The 18,551-nt window shown below is 75.5% G+C and carries 15 protein-coding genes; 6 read left to right on the top strand and 9 right to left on the bottom strand.

What is annotated here, in order from left to right; genetic code table 11:
• Positions 1-287 precede the first annotated feature (287 nt).
• A complete protein-coding gene (locus ACFYUY_RS26735; RefSeq protein ID WP_387904340.1) occupies positions 288-2,324 on the top strand; it encodes a hypothetical protein in 2,037 nt (678 codons plus the stop codon).
• A gap of 234 nt (positions 2,325-2,558) precedes the next feature.
• Complete coding sequence (locus ACFYUY_RS26730) at positions 2,559-4,793, top strand: MMPL family transporter (protein ID WP_387904337.1); 2,235 nt, start codon at positions 2,559-2,561, stop codon at positions 4,791-4,793.
• Positions 4,794-4,842: 49 nt separating this feature from the next.
• Here the strand turns inward: ACFYUY_RS26730 and ACFYUY_RS26725 are convergent, their stop codons facing one another.
• Both ACFYUY_RS26725 and ACFYUY_RS26720 read right to left on the bottom strand, forming a co-directional pair.
• Positions 4,843-5,409, bottom strand: coding sequence for a cysteine dioxygenase (locus ACFYUY_RS26725; protein ID WP_387904335.1), 567 nt, complete (start codon positions 5,407-5,409; stop codon positions 4,843-4,845).
• Positions 5,410-5,633: 224 nt separating this feature from the next.
• A complete protein-coding gene (locus ACFYUY_RS26720) occupies positions 5,634-6,593 on the bottom strand; it encodes a helix-turn-helix transcriptional regulator (protein ID WP_387904332.1) in 960 nt (319 codons plus the stop codon).
• 115 nt (positions 6,594-6,708) lie between these two features.
• Here ACFYUY_RS26720 and ACFYUY_RS26715 point away from each other — a divergent pair, with 115 nt between their 5' ends.
• A complete protein-coding gene (locus ACFYUY_RS26715) occupies positions 6,709-8,313 on the top strand; it encodes an MFS transporter (RefSeq protein ID WP_387904329.1) in 1,605 nt (534 codons plus the stop codon).
• An 11-nt stretch (positions 8,314-8,324) separates the two neighbouring features.
• Here ACFYUY_RS26715 and ACFYUY_RS26710 read toward each other — a convergent pair whose 3' ends face one another.
• The 4 genes from ACFYUY_RS26710 to ACFYUY_RS26695 all read right to left on the bottom strand — a co-directional run bounded on the left by ACFYUY_RS26710 (position 8,325) and on the right by ACFYUY_RS26695 (position 13,612).
• Entirely contained in the window at positions 8,325-9,317 is a 993-nt protein-coding gene (locus ACFYUY_RS26710) for a chitinase (RefSeq protein ID WP_360216556.1), read from the bottom strand.
• Between the two features lie 146 nt (positions 9,318-9,463).
• Positions 9,464-11,347 carry a hypothetical protein gene (locus ACFYUY_RS26705; RefSeq protein ID WP_387904326.1) on the bottom strand — a complete coding sequence of 628 codons (1,884 nt, stop codon included), beginning with the start codon at positions 11,345-11,347 and terminating at the stop codon, positions 9,464-9,466.
• Positions 11,348-11,437: 90 nt separating this feature from the next.
• Entirely contained in the window at positions 11,438-12,172 is a 735-nt protein-coding gene (locus tag ACFYUY_RS26700) for a hypothetical protein (RefSeq protein ID WP_387904323.1), read from the bottom strand.
• 183 nt (positions 12,173-12,355) lie between these two features.
• The gene (locus ACFYUY_RS26695; protein WP_387904321.1) at positions 12,356-13,612 is read right to left on the bottom strand and encodes an alpha/beta hydrolase; all 1,257 of its coding nucleotides are present in this window, start codon (positions 13,610-13,612) and stop codon (positions 12,356-12,358) included.
• 135 nt (positions 13,613-13,747) lie between these two features.
• Between ACFYUY_RS26695 and ACFYUY_RS26690 the strand changes: the two genes are divergently transcribed.
• Positions 13,748-14,206: a MarR family winged helix-turn-helix transcriptional regulator gene (locus ACFYUY_RS26690; protein ID WP_387904319.1), complete on the top strand. Its 459-nt coding sequence runs from the start codon at positions 13,748-13,750 to the stop codon at positions 14,204-14,206.
• 82 nt (positions 14,207-14,288) lie between these two features.
• Here the strand turns inward: ACFYUY_RS26690 and ACFYUY_RS26685 are convergent, their stop codons facing one another.
• Positions 14,289-14,681 (bottom strand): nuclear transport factor 2 family protein, encoded by a 393-nt coding sequence (locus ACFYUY_RS26685; protein ID WP_360216571.1) that lies wholly within the window; start codon positions 14,679-14,681, stop codon positions 14,289-14,291.
• 104 nt (positions 14,682-14,785) lie between these two features.
• On the opposite strand from ACFYUY_RS26685, the gene ACFYUY_RS26680 reads away from it, so the two are divergent.
• The gene (locus ACFYUY_RS26680; protein WP_360216574.1) at positions 14,786-15,304 is read left to right on the top strand and encodes a MarR family transcriptional regulator; all 519 of its coding nucleotides are present in this window, start codon (positions 14,786-14,788) and stop codon (positions 15,302-15,304) included.
• A gap of 46 nt (positions 15,305-15,350) precedes the next feature.
• Positions 15,351-15,962 (top strand): hypothetical protein, encoded by a 612-nt coding sequence (locus ACFYUY_RS26675; RefSeq protein WP_387904315.1) that lies wholly within the window; start codon positions 15,351-15,353, stop codon positions 15,960-15,962.
• A gap of 62 nt (positions 15,963-16,024) precedes the next feature.
• Here ACFYUY_RS26675 and ACFYUY_RS26670 read toward each other — a convergent pair whose 3' ends face one another.
• Positions 16,025-16,960: an ADP-ribosylglycohydrolase family protein gene (locus ACFYUY_RS26670; RefSeq protein ID WP_387904313.1), complete on the bottom strand. Its 936-nt coding sequence runs from the start codon at positions 16,958-16,960 to the stop codon at positions 16,025-16,027.
• 102 nt (positions 16,961-17,062) lie between these two features.
• Complete coding sequence (gene lpdA / locus ACFYUY_RS26665) at positions 17,063-18,469, bottom strand: dihydrolipoyl dehydrogenase (protein WP_387904311.1); 1,407 nt, start codon at positions 18,467-18,469, stop codon at positions 17,063-17,065.
• Positions 18,470-18,551 lie beyond the last annotated feature (82 nt).

Raw genomic sequence — 18,551 nt, 5'->3', positions numbered from 1 at the left:
ACTACACCCACGCCGGACGCACCGAACTCGCCGCCCACCAACGGGCCGTCACCGACTGGGAACGCCGCCGCGGCTTCGAACGACTCTGAACCACGCGCGGCGGGGGCCGAGCCCCTGCCGCCGGCGGTGGCGGCGCTCACCCGTCCCGGGCAATTTCGGCCGCGTCCCGCGCCCGGTCGCACGCTCGAAGCCCCCGGTGTGGCAGGTATACGGCGGCGGCCCGGTCCGCGGACCGTGACGGGTCGCGGACGGGCCGACCGCCCGTCCGCGACCGAACGGAGCCACCCATGCGCCGACGCCAGGGCGTCCTGCTGACCGCAGCCCTGCTCTCCCAGCTCGCCGCCGGCCCGGCCCAGGCCGCCCCGGCCGGCCCGCCCGGCTGGGGGCCGGACCACCAGTGCGGGGTGGTCCGCAGCGGCGACACCCCGCTCGACGGGGCCGAGGTGACGCTGTACCAGGCCGGCGACGAGGCGGGCGGACGGCCCCGGGTGCTGGCCCGGGCCCGCAGCGGGGAGGACGGCCGGTTCACCCTCGACTACCGCCGGCCCGCGGACCCGCGGGCCGTGCTCTACCTGCTGGCCGACCGGCAGCCCGGCCAGGAGCACCGGGGCGGGGCGTCCCCGGACGGGCCGGGCGGCGACTCCCCGGACGGGCCGGTCACGCTCGCCGCGGTGCTCGGCGGCGCCGCCGCACCGCCCGAAGTCGTCGTCAACGAGCGCACCACCGTCGCCGTCGCGTACGCCCTGGCCCGCTTCACCGGACCGGCCGGCATCGCCGGCACCTCCCCCGGGCTGCAGAACGCCGCCGCGATCGCGCACAACCTGGCCGACACCGGCACCGGCGACGTCGCACCCGTGCTCGCGACCCCGCCGAACGGCGACCGCACCTCGACCATGGCCGAGTTCAACACCCTCGCCAACCTGCTCGCCTCCTGCGTCACCGGCGACGCCTGCCGACAGCTGTTCGACCTCGCCCGGCCGCCCGGCGGCGAGCGGCCGCGGACCACCCTGCAGGCCGCGGTGGACCTCGCCCACGCCCCCGGCCACGACGTCGGCGCCCTCTTCGCGCTCGCCGCGACCACCCCGCGCTACCTGCCCGCGCTGCCCGCCGCCCCCGACGCCTGGACGGTGGCCCTGCGCTACGACGGCAACGGCCACGAGCTCGACGGCCCCGGCAACCTCGCCTTCGACGCCGACGGCAACGTCTGGGTCAGCAACAACTACCGGTTCGGCGCCGACCCGGCCGAATCGGTCTGCGGCGGACGCACCCTGCTCAAGTTCACCCCCACCGGCCAGGACGCCCCCGGCGCGCCCTACCGCGGCGGCGGGCTCTACGGCGCCGGGTTCGGCGTCACCGTCGACGCGCGCGGCGACGCCTGGGTCGGCAACTTCGGTTTCCAGGGCTCCGGTTGCCCCCTCGACCCCTCCCGCTTCTACCGCAGCGTCTCCCAGTTCGCCCCGGACGGCACCGCGCTCTCCCCGCGGGACGGCTGGCGGGGCGGCGGCATCGTCCAGCCCCAGGGCATGGCCGCCGACCGCTCCGGCACCGTCTGGGTCGCCAACTGCGGCGGCCGCAGCGTGACCCGCGTCCCGGACGGCGACGCGGCCCGCGCCCGGGAGATCCCGGTGCCGGGGCTGGTGAAGCCCTTCGGCGCGGCCGTCGACCCCGCCGGGCGGCTCTGGGTCTCGGGCAACGGCAGCGACAACGTGCAGGTCCTGGCCCCGGACGGCACCCCGGAGCGACTGGTCTCCGGCGGCGGCCTGAACCATCCGCTCGGCGTCGCCACGGACAGCCGGGGCAACGCCTGGGTGTCCAACAGCGGGGTGCTCCCCGTCCCCTGCGAGGACGCCACGGCGGCCGGCTTCGCGGACGCCGTCGCGGACGTCGTCGCGGGCGGGGCCGGCCCGCTCCCGGGCACCTCGGTCACCATGATCGGTGCCGACGGCACCCCGGCCGCGCAGCCCTTCGACAACGGGGGCCTGTTCCTGCCCTGGGGCCTCGCCGTCGACGGGGACGACACGGTGTGGGTCGCCAACTTCGGCGGCCACCGCGTCGCCCGGCTGTGCGGCGTCAGGAGGTCCGCCTGCCCGCCCGGCGTCGGCACCGGGCAGCCGATCTCCCCGGCCGACACCGGGTACACCAGCGACGGGCTGGAGCGGAACACCGGGGTCCAGATCGACCCCTCGGGCAACGTCTGGCTGGCCAACAACTGGCGCACCCTCCCGGTCCAGACGAACCCCGGCGGCCACGAACTCGTCGTCCTGGTCGGCGCCGCGGCCCCGGTCCGGACGCCGCTCCTGGGCGGGCCCGAGCGGCAGGGCTGACCCCGCGGCACGGCCGGGCCGGGCCGCGGGCGGCTCGGCGGCCGGGCCGGGCGGGCGCGCGGGAGGAGGCGGGCGTGCGGGGGGGGAGGCGGGCGCGCGGGGGGCGGGCGCGGGGCACGGCTCGGGCGACAGGGCCGACGGGGCGACTACCCGCCGGTACCGTTGCCCGGCCCCGCACCACGGGGAGACTCCGCCGGATCGGCGACCCGTAGAGCAGAGCCCCAGGAGCCGTCCATGCCGCCGCCCGTCCGCCGTACCCCGCCGACCGCCGCGCCCCCGGCCAAGCGCGCGGCGCTGCGCCGGCTGGGCGAGTGGTGCGCGCGCCACTCACTGATCGTCATCGTGCTGTGGATCGTGGCCCTGGCGGGCGTCCAGACGGCCAACAAGACGGTCGGCGGAAGCTACTCGGACGACTTCTCGCTCCCCGGCACCCAGGCGCAGCAGGGCCGGGACGTCCTGCAGGCCCACGAGCCGGCCGCCGCCGGCACCAGCTCCCAGGTGGTCCTGCACGACGCCCAGCCGCTGACCGACTTCCCGAACCAGGTCGCGCAGACCGTCGGCGCCCTGCAGCAGCTGCCGCACGTGCTGTCCGTGCAGAGCCCGCTGCCCCCGGCCGGTCAGCCCGCCCCGCCCGGCGGCCCGCTGTCCGCCGACGGCCAGACCGGCTACATCACCGTCCGCTTCGACACCAACCCGACGCTGCTCGGGACGGAGTACCTGACCGGTGTGGACACCGCCGTGGCACCGCTGCGCGAGGCGGGCGTGCAGGTGGAGTACGGGGGCCCGCTCGGCGAACTGGCCCGCCCCGCCCCGGACGACCGCACCAGCGAGGCGATCGGCTTCGCCGTCGCGATCGTGGTGCTGCTGGTCGGCTTCGGCAGCCTCATCGCGGCCGGGCTCCCGCTGCTGACCGCGCTGTTCGCCGCCGTCGTCGGCCTCGGCGTGCTCGGGCTGATCGCCGCGCTGTCCACCTTCGCCACCGTCGCCCCCACCCTGGCGACGATGATCGGCATCGGCGTCGGCATCGACTACGCGCTCTTCCTGCTCACCCGGCACCGGCAGAACCTGATGGACGGCGTGGACCCGGTGGCCTCCGCCGGGCAGGCGGTGGCCACCAGCGGGCGGGCGGTGCTGGTCTCCGGCTGCACGGTGATCATCGCGCTCTCCGGGCTGTCCGTCTCGGGCATCTCCTTCATCGCCAAACTCGGTGCGGCCGCCGCCGTCACCGTGGTCTCGGCGGTGTTCGGCGCACTCACCCTGCTACCGGCCCTGATGGGGCTGATCGGCCGCCGGATGGACCGGTTCACGGTGCGCCGGCCGATCGCCGAGACCGGGGGCGCGGCGGGCGCGGAGGCCACCGGCACCTGGCACCGCTACGCCCGCCGCGTGGAGGCGAACCCGTGGCCGTACCTGATCTCCGGCGTGGCCGTCCTGGTGGTGCTGTCGATCCCGCTGTTCTCCATCCAGCTCGGTCACATCGACGACGGCGCCGACTCCACCAGCTTCACCGACCGGCGGGCCTACGACCTGATGTCCGCGGCCTTCGGCCCCGGGTCGAACGGGCCGCTCACCGTGGTCGTCGACCAGAGCGCCGTGCCCGCCGCGAACCGGCCCGCGGTGCAGACCGCCGTCCAGCAGTCGCTCACCGGCCTGGCCGACGTGGCCAGCGCCACCCCGCTGCAGACCAGCCCGGACGGCGCGGTGCTGTTCAACACCGTCATCCCGGCGGGCGCGCCGCAGGACCGCAGCACCACCGACCTGGTCAACCACCTGTCGGACACCGTGCTGCCCGACGCGGTGGCCGGCACCGGCGCCACCACCTACGTCACCGGGAACACCGCGGCGCAGGTGGACTTCCTGGACATCGTGTCCAGCCGGCTGCCGCTGATCATCGCCGTCGTGGTGGGCCTCGCCTTCCTGATCATCCTCGTCGTCTTCCGCGGCCTGCTCGTCGCCGTCAAGGCCGCGGTGCTCAACCTGCTCTCGATCGCGGCCTCGTACGGCGTCGTGGTGGCCGTCTTCCAGTGGGGCTGGGGAGGGCCGGCCCTCGGGGTCTCCGGGAAGGTGCCGATCGAGAGCTACGTGCCGATGATGATGTTCGCGATCGTCTTCGGCCTGAGCATGGACTACGAGATCTTCCTGCTCTCGCGCGTCCACGAGGCCTGGCTGCGCACCGGCCGCAGCCACGACGCGGTGGCCCACGCGCTGGAGATCACCGCGCGGGTGATCTCCTGCGCCGCCCTGATCATGGTGAGCGTCTTCGCCGCCTTCATCGTGAGCGACAACATCGTGATCAAGATGATGGGGCTCGGCCTCGCCGTCAGCGTCCTGGTGGACGCCACGGTCGTGCGCCTGCTGCTCGTCCCGGCGGTGATGACCCTGCTCGGCGCGGCCGCCTGGTGGACACCCCGGTTCCTCGACCGGATCCTCCCCCACATCGACACCGAGGGCGAGGGCGAGACGCCCTAGGGGTGCGTCCTGTGGATCGCGGCCCCGGCAGCGATCCACAGGACACTCCCTAGCCTTCCGTCAGTGCGGGGTCCTCGTAGACGCGCCGGATGCTGGAACCCAGCCGGCCGATGTCCGCCCCGTACACGTGGATGGAGACCGCCTTGCGGTCCCCGCCGTTGCTGACCCGGTGGATGTCGTGGGGCGGGGCGATGCCGACGACGTCGCCGGTGGCGTTCACCAGTTCCTCGGTCACCACCAGGCGGGTGCCGTCGCCGGCGGGCACCTCCCGGTAGCGGGTCTCCTGCTCGACGCCCTCGTACACCCCGGTGACGCACCAGGACACGTGGTCGTGGATCGCCGTCCGCTGCCCCGGGTACCAGACCAGCGCGACCACCGAGAAGGTGCCGTCCGGCTCCACGTGCAGGACGTGCTGGCGGTAGTGCGCCCGGTCCCCCTCGTGCTGGTCCGGGGTCAGCAGGTCGGGGTGGTCGAGGAAGGGGCGCAGGCGGTGTGCCACGGCCGCGGCCGTCCCGGCGGGCGAGGTACAGCTCCGCACGGCCGCTCGCACCGATTCGACCAGTCGCACGAGTCGGACGCTGACGGCGACGCTCTGGGCCGGGGTTGCAATAGCCATGCGCATGACACCTCCTGGATGCGTGTGACGCCTGCGGCCGCCCCGCGGGACGACGCCGGGCGGCCGCCCGGTGGGGCCGGGCGCCGGTCCGCGCGCCGCCCGGAACCGCACGCCGCCCCACCGGCCGGTCGATGACGGCAGCCTAACCGAGGGGCGCAATCGGCCGCCGGGGCAGCCGAGTTGCAGTTGAACGGGCAAGTGGCGCAGCCGCCCGCCCCGGCCGGTCACACCCGGGCCCGGTCCGGCCTCCCCTGCGCCCGGTCCCGTGTCAGGTCCCGCGTCAGGCCCCGCGTCGGTTCCTGCTCCAGGTCCTGCACCGGGACCTGCACCAGGCCGGGTTCCAGGGCCGCGAGGAGGTGCAGCGCCCGCTCGTCCGGGCTGCCCGGCGCCGCCGTGTAGACGACCAGGAGGTGGTGCGCGGCGCCCGGCGCCCGGAAGGTCTCGTAGTCCAGCGTCACGTCCCCGACCACCGGATGCCGGAAGCGCTTGGGGCCGCAGGTCTTCTCGTGCACGTGGTGGCCGGCCCACAGGGTGCGGAACTCGACACTTCCCAGCGAGAGTTCACCGATGAGGCGGACCAGCTCCGGATCGTGCGGCCGGCGCCCGGAGGCCATCCGCAGCACCCCGACGGTGGTCCGCGCGGCCTCCTCCCAGTCGAGGTGGACGGCCGGCGCCGCCGGGTCCAGGAAGATCCGGCGGGCCATGTTCCGCTCGCGCGGCGGCAGCCGGGGGAAGTCCGCGATCAGCGCGGCCGCCAGGGCGTTCCAGGCCAGCACGTCGTTGCGCTCGTTCATGATCAGGGCGGGGGTGGTCGGCATCGCCGCCACCACGCGGTGCAGCGCGGGACGCAGCACCTCCTCGCGTCCGACCGCCGCCGACCGCCCCCCACGGCGGCGGGGCGGACGGGCCAGGTCGTACAGGTGGGCGCGCTCGGCCGGGCCGAGCCGCAACGCGCGGCCGAGCGCGTCGAGGACCTCGTCGGACGGGCGCTCCGCGCGCCCCTGTTCCAGCCGGACGTAGTAGTCGGTGCTGAGACCGACCAGTTCCGCGACCTCCTCGCGCCGCAGGCCGGGGACCCGGCGCCGGGCGGTCGGCGGCAGCCCGACGTCCTCGGGCGAGACCAGGGCCCGGCGGCTGCGCAGGTAGTCACCGAGGCTGTTGGTGAGGATGATCGGGTCGGGCATGCGTTCCAGTATGGGCGGGCGGGCCCGGGCCGCCGAGGCCGGAGGGTGGCCCTGCCACTCCCAGGGAACGCGGCTCCCTTCAACCGCCGGGCGGCGCCCGCGGACGATCGGCGCCATGACCGCTTCCCCGCACCTCGACACCCCGCACGCCGACGCCCTGCCCCCGGACGCCCCGCACCGCGCACACCCCCGCCCGGTGGACGCCACCGCGCCGGCCGCCGCACCCGCACCGCCCGGCTACTGGGCCACCGTCAGCGCGGTCGGCTGCTCCGCGCTGATGCTGCCGTTCTCGGTGACCGGGGCCGCCGTGGCCCTGCCCAGCATGACCGCCCACCTGGGCGCCTCGGTCAGCGCCGCCCAGTGGATGCTGAACGCCTTCAACATCACCTTCGCCGCACTGCCGCTGGCCGCCGGCGGCCTCGCCGACCGGATCGGCCGGCGCCGGGTGCTGCTGACGGGCATCGCGCTGGTCGGCGCCCTGTCGGCACTGGTCGCGCTGGCGCCCTCGATGGCGGTGGCCGACGCGGCCCGGGCCGTCCAGGGGTGCGGGGCGGCGGCGGTGCTGGCCTCGGGGGCGGCGGTGCTGGCGAACGCCACGTCCGGGCGGCGCCGCCGGCTGGCCTTCGGCGTCCTGGGCACCGCCTTCGGGACGGGCCTGGCGATCGGCCCGATGGCCGCGGGCGCACTGGTGGAGGCGGCCGGCTGGCGGTCGGTCTTCCTGCTGGTGGCCGCGCTGGCCGTGCCCGCGTGGCTGTGCGCCACCCGGGCCCCGGAGTCCCGCGACCCCGGGCACCCCGGCGTCGACCTGCCGGGGCTGGGCTGCTTCACCGCCGGCCTCGGCGCCCTGTCGTTCGCGCTCGTCCGGGCCACCACGGCCGGCTGGACGGCCCCGGGCACCCTGCTGCCGCTCGCCGGCGCGCTCCTGCTGGTCGCGCTCTTCGTGGTGGTGGAGCTGCGCCGGGCCGGACGCGCCATGGTCGACGTCCGGCTGTTCCGTCGCCCCGCCTTCCTCGCCCTGATGTGCCAGCCGTTCACCGTCACGCTCGGCTTCGTGGTGCTGCTGGTGCACCTGCCGGCCTACCTCCAGGGCGTCGGCGGCCGGAGTGTCCTGACCAGCGCGCTGCTCCTGCTGCCGATGACGGCGCCCGTGCTGCTGCTGCCGCTGCCGGCGGCCCGCATCGCCGCGGCCTGCTCCGTGCGGACGGTGCTGACCGCCGCCTCCGTGCTGATCGTGGTGGGCGCGCTGCTCCTGACGACCGTGCGGGCCGACGGGTCGTGGGCGGCGCTGGCCGTGCCGCTGCTGCCCTTCGGGGCCGGTGTCGGGCTGGCGTTCGGGGTGATGGACGACGCGGCCGTCGGCACCGTGCCGCCCGAGCAGGCCGGAGCGGCCGCGGGCGTCTTCAACACGATGCGCGTCACCGGCGAGTCGGTGGCCGTCTCCGGGGCCGCCGCACTGCTCAGCACGCTGACCGCCGCCCGGCTGGACGGCGCGGGCCTCTCCCCCGGGGACGCGGCGCGGGTGGCGGCCCTGGCGGTCCAGGGCCGGGTGCCGGACGCGCACCACCCGGCCCTGACCGCCGGGCTCACCGGCGCCCTGCACACGCTCGGCGTGGTCCTGGCGGTGATGTCCGCCGTCGGCGCGGTCCTCACCCACCTGGCCCTGGCCCCGGGGGCGGCGCCAGGCACCGACGCCGAGGCCGAGGCCGAGGCTGACCGATGACCGATGACCGGTCAGCCCTTGTACTGGGCGACGATCTTCGTGAACGCGTACGGGGACTGGCTGATGCCGCTGCAGGCGTCGGACCCGCCCCCGGAGCAGCCGCGGTCGCGGTTGACGGACCAGAAGGCGTAGCGGGCGATGTGGTGCTGGCGGGCGTAGCCCAGGATGGTCTGGAAGTCGCCGGTGGTGACGGTCTCGTCCGCCTCGTCGGTGACGCCGTTCATGGACGAGACGCCGATGTGCCGGTAGGCGGCGTCGTCGCCGTAGCCGTAGGCGGACTTCACCGCGGCCTTCAGGCCCTCCAGGGCGCTGACGCTGGCCTGGCCCATGCTCCCGCTGTGCCCGCCGAAGTCGAAGGGCATGATCACCCAGCCGTCGTTGGCGAGGCCGGCGGCGGCGCCCCGGCGGATCAGGTCCTTGCCGTTGGCGTCCGGGCCGCTCGGGGTGGTGCCCATGGTGACGTAGGTGACCAGCCCGGGGTTCCTGGCCTTGACGGTCTTCAGGGCGTCGACGACCCGCTGGCGGACGGTGGCGTTGGAGAACTCGGTGTTCTCGATGTCGATGTCGAGCGCCTTGAGGTGGTAGGCGTCGACGACCTTCTGGTACGCCCCGGCGAGTGCGGCGGCGCTGCCGCACTTCTCGCCGAGCTTGTTGCCGCTCCAGCCGCCGACCGAGACGACCACGTCGCCGCCGGCCGCACGGATCGACGCGATGGCGGCCTCGTCGGAGCCGCCGCGCAGGGCCCGGCTGCCGTCCCACTTGGGGTTGCAGGTGCCGTCGGACAGCATGAAGGCCAGCGTGAACCACGTGACGCCGGTGGCCGCCATCACGTCGGTGGGCTTCTGCGGGTTGCCCCAGCCGAGGTACTCGTACGGGGCGGCGGCCATCGCGCCGGGCCCGGCGGCGGCGTGCGGGGTGCCCGCGGCCGCGGTGCCGACGGGGGCGAGGGCCAGGGCGGTCGGCGCCAGCGCGGCGGCGGCGAGGGCGGAGGTGAGTCGGCGCACGTCTACTCGATTCTCTGATCGGGTGGAGGGGAGGGCGCGCGACGCGGGTGGCCACCGGAGACGCGGAGTTCAGGATCCCCACGTGATGACCACCCGTCAATGGGTATGATTAGGAAAGTTTCCCAACACTTCCCGGCACCCGTGTCTCAGCCGCACGCCTGCGCGTGGACCGTCGGGTCCTCCTCCGCGAGACGGCGCAGGATCGCGGCGGCCCGCGGCTGCGGCGGGGTGCCGTCGTCCGGCAGCGTCCAGCGGAACTGCTGCGGCCTGCCGCTCCCCCGCACCCCGTCCGAGGCCCCGTCCGCGCCGCCGCCCTCGCCCGAGGCCTCGCCCGGCCGGCGCCAGAAGGTCACCACGACGACGTCCGGGTCGTCGGCGTCGGTACCGATCCAGCCGCGGCGGACACCCCAGCGGCCCAGCAGCCCGGGCGACTCGTCCAGTGCGGCGGTCACCAGCCGGGCCGTCCGCCGGGCCGGCCAGGACCAGGAGTCATCGGACTCCGCGCGGGCGACCTCCGCGTCGTAGGCGGCGGCGTCGAAGCGGCGGGCGGGCGGGCCGGGGTCGGGCTCCCCCGCGTCCCGGTCGTTCCACGGGCTCCGCCAGCCGTCCCACACCACCTCACCGCCGACCCGACGGATGGTCACGTAGAGCGCGCCGCAGCACCCCTCGGCGCAGGCCGCCTCGGCGAGCCGCACCTCGCGCGGCTCCGCCGCGGCCCGTAGCAATCCCCCTTCCAGCAGCGCCTCGGGCGGTTCGGCGGGGCCGCGGCCGAACAGCGCCGGGACGACCGGACGGCCGTCGATCAGGATCCGGGTCTCGACCGCCGCCCGCTCCGCCGGGTCGCCGGCCACCACCTCGACGCGCAGGGCGGGCCCGCCGCCGGGGCCGCCGTCCGGCCGCTCGAAGGGGCGCCGCCCGACGCGGCGGATCCAGGCCGCTCGCGGGCGCTGCTCCGCGTCCTGCGGGCGGGTGCCGACGGCGGCCCAGCGCGGCTGCGCCAGCAGCCGGCCCAACGACTCCAGCAATGCGGTGCGCGTCCCGGGCGGCCAGTCCAGCAGCACACCGGCGCCACTGCTCAGGTCCAGGGCGAGCGAGAGCAGCATCGCGGCGTTGTCGACGGTGGCCGGCAGCCGGGCCGCCGCGGTGACCACGCGGCGGTAGAGGCCGAGCACGCCCCGGCAGGCGAGCAGATCGGCCGGGTCGTGGCGGGAGGAGGCCATCCGGACGAGCAGGGCGCCCGCCAGGGCGAGCAGGTCGGGGTCGGCGGGGTGGCGGTCCATCAGCCCGGGCAACCGGGAGGCCTCGACGATCCGCCGGGCGGTCGCGGCGGGGAGCTCGCGCGGCGGGTCCGGCAGGGCCAGGAGCGCCGCGCGGACGGCCGGGTCGTCCCCGGCCCGCAGGGCGCGCAGCAGCGGACGGAACAGGTCGCGACGGGCGCCGACGCCCAGGTGGACGAGCCCGGCGGTCGGGCGGTCGAGCAGGTCGAGGGCATCGACGGCCGGGCCGGTGAACTCCCGGAAGCGGCCGAGGACGGCGAGCTGCGGCACGTCCTCGGGCTCGCCGGTGCGGGCGAGCAGGAGGAGGCCGACGGTGACGGCGAGCGTGGTCGTGCCCGTGCGGACCAGCCGCCGGGCCAGGGTCCGGGCCTCGGCCGACCGCCCGGCGGGGAGCGGAAGTTCGGCGACGACCTGCCGGATCAGGTACCGGTGGTGGTCCTGGAGCCCTGGACGGGCCAGGCGGCGGTGCAGGGCGGCCGGGCCGGCCGGGAGCGGGTGGAGGGCCTCCCGGAGGACGGCGAGCGCCTCCGCCCGGGGCAGTAGGTCCGCTCGACTCCCGGGCTCCGGGGGCTCACCGGGCTCCGCGGGGCTCCCGGGACTCGCGGAGCTCGCGGCCCTCGCGGGCTGGAGGAAGCCCCCGCGCCGGGGCGGCAGGCCGTCCGGGGAGGCGGCCAGCACCTCCACGGCCAGGTCGTACAGTGCGGGTGCGGCGGGCGGGAGGGTGAGCGCGTGGCGCTCGTCCTGGGCGCTCACCGGGTGGTGTGGGACTCGATTCCGTGGGTCATGCGCGCAGACTGCCAGCCGGCCCGCCCGCTGTCGAACGGTTTTCGCGGGCGCGCCCGCTCAGCACGTCACGTGTTGACCGTCGTGGTGCTCGTGGACCTCGACGGCCCCGGGCAGGGCGCCGGCCCGGGTGCGGATCCGGTCGCGTTCCCCGCCCGGGGTACCCGACCGGATCCGCACGAGCAGCCGGGTGTCGGCCACGCCGGTGCCGGCCATGCACAGGGTGAGCACCTGGGTGCCCGGGCCGATCTCGCCGGCCGCCCAGGTGGCGGCCTCGATGCCGCGGCTCACCGCCGGGCCGTCCGGGCCGATCACCACCACGTAGCCGTCGGCCTGGGTGACGTGGGGGCGCACCAGCGGGGCGACCGCCGGATAGACCCAGGCACCCGCCGCGAGTGCGGCCGCCGACCAGCCCAGCGCCGTCACCGCGCGACCGCGCACCATCGGGCGGGCGAGGTGGCGGGCGGCCAGCAGGACGACGAGCGCCGGGCCGAACATGCAGATCCAGGCGCCGGCGAGGAGACCGAGCCAGCCGAGCACCGCCAGGCCGAGGAGCATGCAGAGCAGGGTGACCAGCCCGGCGACGACCGCCGCCGCGCCGCAGGCGGTGCGGAATGCGATCCGGTCCCGGTGGAACGCCAGCGGCGCGGCCACCGGGAGCGCGGCGGCGAGCACCACCAGGCCCGCGACGGCCTCCCCGCCCCCGGCCAGGAGCAGGCAGGCCGGTGCGGCGCAGAGTGCCGCGGCTGCGGCGGCGAGCCATCGGGCCCGTTGCGGTACTGCTTGCCTGGCCATGGTCGATCCCCCCGAACGCTGGTATTGAACACGTTCAAACATAGCGTCCGGGGGCCACCCCACCGACACCCGGGGGCGTCCACAGCCGTCCGGGCCCGACAGCCGCCCCGGGGGCCGCCGACGCCCCGGCGTCGCCCGCCGCCGGCCGGGCCCCGCCGACGCCCCGCGGCCGTCAGCCCGCCATCAGCCCCGACGGGCCTCGACGAGCCGGGTAGGGGCGGCGCCGAGCCACCAGACCGGGTCGGCGCCGCCGTCGGTGGTGCGGCCGTCCCGGTGGACGTAGTGGCGGACGTCGCGGCCCGGCTCCCGGAACTCGCCGGCCAGGGCACGCTCCAGCCACTCGGCACCGAACCGGAAGGCCTCCGCCGCCACCCCGCCGAGCGGGTGGAACTCGTCCTCGTAGACGCGCAGCTCCTTCGGCGCCCGGATCAGCTCGAAGTTCGCCAGGGCCTGGCCCAGCTCGGTCAGTTCGTCGAACTCGCCGATGCCGTACAGCACCGGGCAGGTGATGTCCGCGACCAGCTCGCCGAGCGGCATCCGGTGCGCGAGGTCCCGGTCGAAGGCCTCCTCGTCGGTGTACCCGGCCATGTACATGTAGTTGTTCTTGAAGGTCGGCTGGGCGCGCTCGAAGATGGTCGCGAAGTCGCCCGTGACGGCCTCGAAGGCGGCCAGCGCGGACAGGCGCCGGTCGGTGGCGGCGGCCCGCGAACCCCAGTAGCCGCTCATCGAGATGCCGAACATCCCGATCCGGCCCGCGTCCACCTCCGGCAGCGCGGCCAGGTGGTCGAGGTAACGACCGATCGCCCGCTCGTAGTTGCCCAGGTCCACGGTGAGGCCGCCGGCCCGGCTCTCACCCTGGCCCGGCCCCTCGATGGACAGCGCGACCATCCCGCGGGAGGTGTAGTAGCGCTCGGCGGCCCAGATGTAGTCCTCCTTGATCATGTCCATCCCCGGGCCGAGGATGACGGCCGGCGCGTTCTCGACCCGCCCGGCCGGCAGGTGCAGCAGGGCGTGGATCCGCGACCCCTCGAAGTCCAGCTCCACGCGCCGCACCCGGCCGTCCCGCAGGGCGCCCAGGCGCTCCACGCAGTGGTTGGCGCGCTCGCGCATGGCGAGCTTGCGGGGGTCCTCCGCGTCGAAGAGCGAGTACTGGGCGCGCCCCCACATCACCGCGGCCCGCAGGTAGAGGTCGGCCGCGGTCTGCGTGAAGCCGCCCCGCTCGTGGTGGGCGGCGCGCTCCTCGGCCTGACCGGCCACGGTGGCCCAGGCCTTGGGCAGCATCGCGCCGCTGCGGACCAGCGCGAAGACCTTCGCGAAGTCGGTGTGGTCGTGGCCGAGCTGCTCCATCGTCCCGACGGCCTCGGGGTGCAGCGCGTCGAAGCCGCCCTGGGCGAGGGCGATGTCCAGGGCCCAGTTCTGGCCGGTCGATCGAATGGTCATGACGGTCCTCCTCCTGCGTGGCGTGCTGCCGACCGGTCGACCCGGCCAACAGCTAAGTACTTAGTCATTAAGTACTTAGGTTAAGCTGCTGTCAAGCCGACCGCCCCACCGCCGAACCGACCCGGGAGAACCCGCATGACCGCCACGCCGCCGACACCCGACCGCGCCCGGGCGCTCGACCTCCTGGCCCGGGCCGCCTACCGCCTCAGTGCCGCCGACGCCCGGCTGCGCGGCCGCGCCACCCGCACCCCCGGCGCCCTCTCCCTCACCCACGCCCGCGCCCTGCGCACCCTCGCCGACCAGGGTCCGCTGACCATCGGTCAACTCGCGGCGGGCACCGAGACCACAGGCGCCGCCACCACCCAGCTGGTCAACGGCCTGGTCGCGGCCGGCTACGTCACCCGCACCCGACCGCCCAAGGACAAGCGCTCCGTCGTGGTCACCCTCACCGACGCCGGGCGGGAGCGCCACCGGCAGCGCCAGCAGGCGCTCACCGAGGCGCTGCACACCGACCTCGCCGACCACGACGCCGCAGCCCTCGAACGCGCCGCCGAGGTGCTGCACCGCCTCTCGGCCGTCTACGACCGGCTCTGACGCCGACACGGCCCCGGGCGGCGCAGCACCCCGGCGGCGCGGCTCCGGGCGGAACAGCACCCCGGCGGCGCGGCGGGCCCCCTCAGCGGGCGCTGCCGAGGTTCCGGTCGCGCTCCGCGCCCACGAGCATCAGCGTGGTCTCCTCGACCCGGCGGAACCGGCCGTCCGGGGCGAACTCGCCGAAGAGGTAGACCTCCATGCGGACGGTGGAGCCGTCCTTCTTGGTGACCTCCACGGTGTGCCGGTCCGCGTAGCGGTCGCCCACCACCAGCTCGTCGTGCACCTCGACCGTGCCGCCGGCGACCACCGAGCGCAGGTGCGCGATGTGGTCGAGGAACTCGCGCCGGTCGGCCCACTCGCCGTCGGTGCGCTGGCGGTAGTCGGGGGCGAAGTGGCGGTCGGCGGCCTCGTCCAGGCTCAGGCCCGGGGTGAGGATCAGGTCGGTCAGGGCGGCGCGGATGTCGGTGCGGTTCATCGGGACTCCTGGGGTGTACGGGACTGCCTCGCAGAATTTACGTGCCTTGAGCACGCTTCTCACGCTACCAGCAAAGCGTGCCCCGCGCACGCTATTCTGCTGGGGTGACGAACCAGCCACCCCACACCACCGGCGACGAGATCGCCGACGCCCTCGGACTGCTCCTGCGCCGCAGCAGCCGGGCCGGCCTCTACGCCCACCTCACCGACGGACTCGGCGAGTCCGTGGACGAGCTCACCTACCCCGTGCTCAGCGGCCTGGCCCGCACCGGCCCGTGCAGCGCGGCCGACCTCGGCCGCGAGGTCGGACTCGACCGCACCACCGTCACCCGCCGCGCCGACCGGCTGGAGCGGGGCGGCCTGCTGCGCCGCGAGTCCGACCCGGCCGACGGCCGCGCGACCCTGCTCGCCCTCACCGACCGAGGTCGGGAGGCCGTGCAGGTCGCCCGGCGGCGGCTCGCGGCCCGCATCGACGACTCGCTCGCCTCCTGGCCGCAGGCCGACGCCCGCGCCTTCGCCCACTGGCTGCAACGGTTCGTCGACGAGGGCCCGTTCACCGCCGCGGACACCCCGGAGCCGAGCACCCGGCAGCGGGCCGCCGGGGCGGACCCGTCGGCCCGGTGACACCCGCGCGGCCGGTTGTCGGTGCCGTCCGCCAGGATGTGCGCCCATGGACATCGACACCCTGCTGCACCAGCTCGCCGACGAACACGTGGGCGACTCGTGGGACCGCCCCGAGGAGTTCCACCACGCCGGAGACCTCACGGTCGTCTCCAACCTCGTCTTCAGCTGCCCGGACCCGTCGGAGTTCTCCGAGTGCTCCGGCGTGCCGGCCGGCCGGCACCCCGTCCACGTCGGCGTCGTCCGGACCCACGACACCGAGACCGGCCGGGAGACGCCGGCCGTCACGCTGGTGCTCGTCCCGCTGGCCGCACCCGAGGTGATCGCCGAGGCCGAGTTCGAGGACGCCGTCGAGGACTACCAGCCGCTCGGCCCCGACCTCGGCTTCCTCTGGGACGCCACGGCGATGGACGCCTTCGCCCCCGGCCGCCCGCGGCCCGCCGGCCTCGCCGACCTCGACGCGCTGGTCGCCCGCGTCGAGGCCGGGCTCGCCACCCCCGACGGGGCCGGCCGCGCCCCCGCCTGGGTCGACCTCCCGATCGACGAGACCACGGGCGCCAACCTCCTCGCCTTCCCGGTCTCCGCCGAGGCCGCCCTCTGCCTCGAGGGCCGCGACGCCGACGGCACCCTCGTCGCCCTGCTCTTCACCGGCACGATGTGACCCCCGCTCCCCCGGCCCCCACCGGGCCGGGGGGCTGAGCGGGGCCGGGGGGCTGCGGCGGGTTACGGGAGCTCGGCCTCGGCGGCGTCGACCCAGTCCGGCAGGGGTTCGCGGCGGGACAGCCAGTCCTGCGGGACGTCCGCCAGGCCGGTGCGGGCGGCGACCACGCCGCCGGTGATGGCGCAGGTGGTGTCCACGTCGCCGAGCCCCTCCGCGGTGGTCCAGAGTGCGTCGGTGAGGCTGTCCAGGTGGTGCGCGGCGGACCACAGGGCGAACGGCACCGTGTCGGCAGCCGTGATCCGCTGACCGTTGCCGAGCAGGTCGGACGCCCGCCACGGCTCCGTGCCGGCCGGGAGTCCGGCGGCCCGGCGCAGGCCCTCGTGGACCTCCCCGCGGGGTGTCCGGTCGGCCACCTCGGTGAGCAGTTCCGCACCGGCCGGAGCGGCGGCCCCGGAGCGGCCGCGGGCGGCGAGCGCGGCGGCCAGGGCGACCGCCGTCGCGCCGGCCGCCCCCTCCGGGTGCGCGTGGGTGACCTCGGCGGAGAGCACGGCCTGTTCCGCCGCCTCGTCCAGGTCCTCGTGGAACCAGGCCCCCAACGGCGCCACGCGCATGGCGGCGCCGTTGCCGAGGCTGCCCTGCCCGTCGAACAGGTCCCGGGCCCGGGTGCGCCAGCTCCCCGGGTCCGCGGCCAGCTCGGGCAGCAGCAGGTGCATGCCGTGGCCGTAGCCGCGGTAGGCGTCGGCCTGGTAGGTGGCCCCGAAGGCGCGGGCCAGGCGCTCCTGGTGGACGGCGTCGAAGGCGGTGAGGATCCCGTAGACCGACAGCGCCATCGCGGTGTCGTCGGTCCAGTGCCAGGGGGACTCCTGCGGCACCCGCCGGGCCCGGATCTCCGGGATCGCCGTCTGCGCCGGCCGGAAGAGCGGGAACCAGCGCTCCCCGAATCCGTCCCCGAGGGCGAGGCCCTCCAGCGAGTCACGAGCAGCGGAGTGTGAGGTCATCCCGGCATCCTGCCAACGGGGCCGGCGCCCGCGCACCCGGTTTACCGGGATGCTCCCGGGTGCGGGCGGGCGGGCGCCGGAGGGGCCGTCAGCGGGCCGCGGTCACATGTTGATCATGTGGCCGGCCAGGCCGTGGATGGCCTCCTTGACCGCCTCGCCGAGGGTGGGGTGCGCGTGGACGTTGCGGGCGACCTCGTGGACGGTGAGGTCCCACTGCTGGGCCAGCGTCAGCTCGGGCAGCAGCTCGGTGACCTCGGGGCCGATCAGGTGCGCGCCCAGCAGCTCGCCGTACTTCGCGTCGCTGATGACCTTGACGAAGCCGATCGGGTGGCCCAGGCCGTGGGCCTTGCCGTTGGCGGTGAACGGGAACTTGGCGACCTTGACGTCGTGGCCGAGCTCACGGGCCTGGGCCTCGGTGTAGCCGAAGGAGGCGATCTGCGGCTGGCAGTAGGTGGCGCGCGGGATCATGGCGAAGTCGACCTCCATGGTCTCCGCCCCGCCGATGGTCTCGGCGGCGATCACGGCCATCGTCTCGGCGGCGTGCGCGAGCATCAGCTTGGCCGTCACGTCGCCGATCGCGAAGATGTGCCCGGCGCTGGTGCGGCCGCGGCCGTCGACGGCGATGGCACCGCGGTCGGTCAGCTTGACGCCGGTGTTCTCCAGGCCGTAGCCGTTGACCCGCGGCGCGAAGCCGATCGCCTGGAGCACCTTGTCGGCCTCCAGCACCTGCTGCTGACCGTCCTTGGTGACGGTGACCCGGACCTTGGCGTTCGGGTCGCTGTCGTCGATCGACTCGACCCGGGTGGAGGTGAGCACCTCGATGCCGAGCTTGCGGTACTGCTTGGCCAGCTCGGTGGAGACCTCGACGTCCTCCAGCGGCACCACGCGGTCGAGGAACTCGACGATGGTGACCTTGACGCCGTAGTTGTGCAGCACGTACGCGAACTCGACGCCGATCGCGCCGGCGCCGGCGATGATGATGCTCTCCGGCAGCTGCTCGGTGAGGATCTGCTCCTCGTAGGTGACCACGCGCTCGCTCAGGCTGGTGCCGGGGAGCAGGCGGGTGGTGGCGCCGGCCGCGATGACGCAGTGGTCGAAGGTGACGACCTCGAAGCCGCCGCCGCTGAGCGCGACCTGCAGGGTGTGGTCGTCGACGAAGGTGCCCCAGCCGTCGTACTCGGTGATGCCGTTCTTCTTCATCAGGTAGTGGACGCCCTTGACCCGGCCGTCGGCCACCGAGCGGCTGCGGCGGAACGCCTCGCCGAAGTCGAAGGTCACCTGGCCCTCGACCTTGATGCCGAAGGTCTTGGCCTCCTTGGTGAAGATGTGGGCGAGCTCGGCGTTGCGCAGCAGGGCCTTGGAGGGGATGCAGCCGACGTTCAGGCAGACGCCGCCCCAGTACTTGGCCTCGATGACGGCGGTCTTCAGGCCGAGCTGCGCGGAGCGGACGGCGGCGGTGTAGCCGCCGGGGCCGGCGCCGAGGACGACGACGTCGTAGTGCGTGCTCATGGTGCTGCTCCTCCGAGGGTCTCACGGTGTCGTGATCTAGGTCCCATGGTGTCAGGACCGGACTCGGCGCACCCCCCGGGTC

The sequence above is a fragment of the Kitasatospora sp. NPDC004745 genome (genome assembly GCF_042873275.1).
Taxonomy (GTDB): domain Bacteria; phylum Actinomycetota; class Actinomycetes; order Streptomycetales; family Streptomycetaceae; genus Kitasatospora.
The sequence above is the reverse complement of the archived record's forward strand: the minus strand, read 5'-3'. Positions and strand labels throughout refer to the sequence as shown.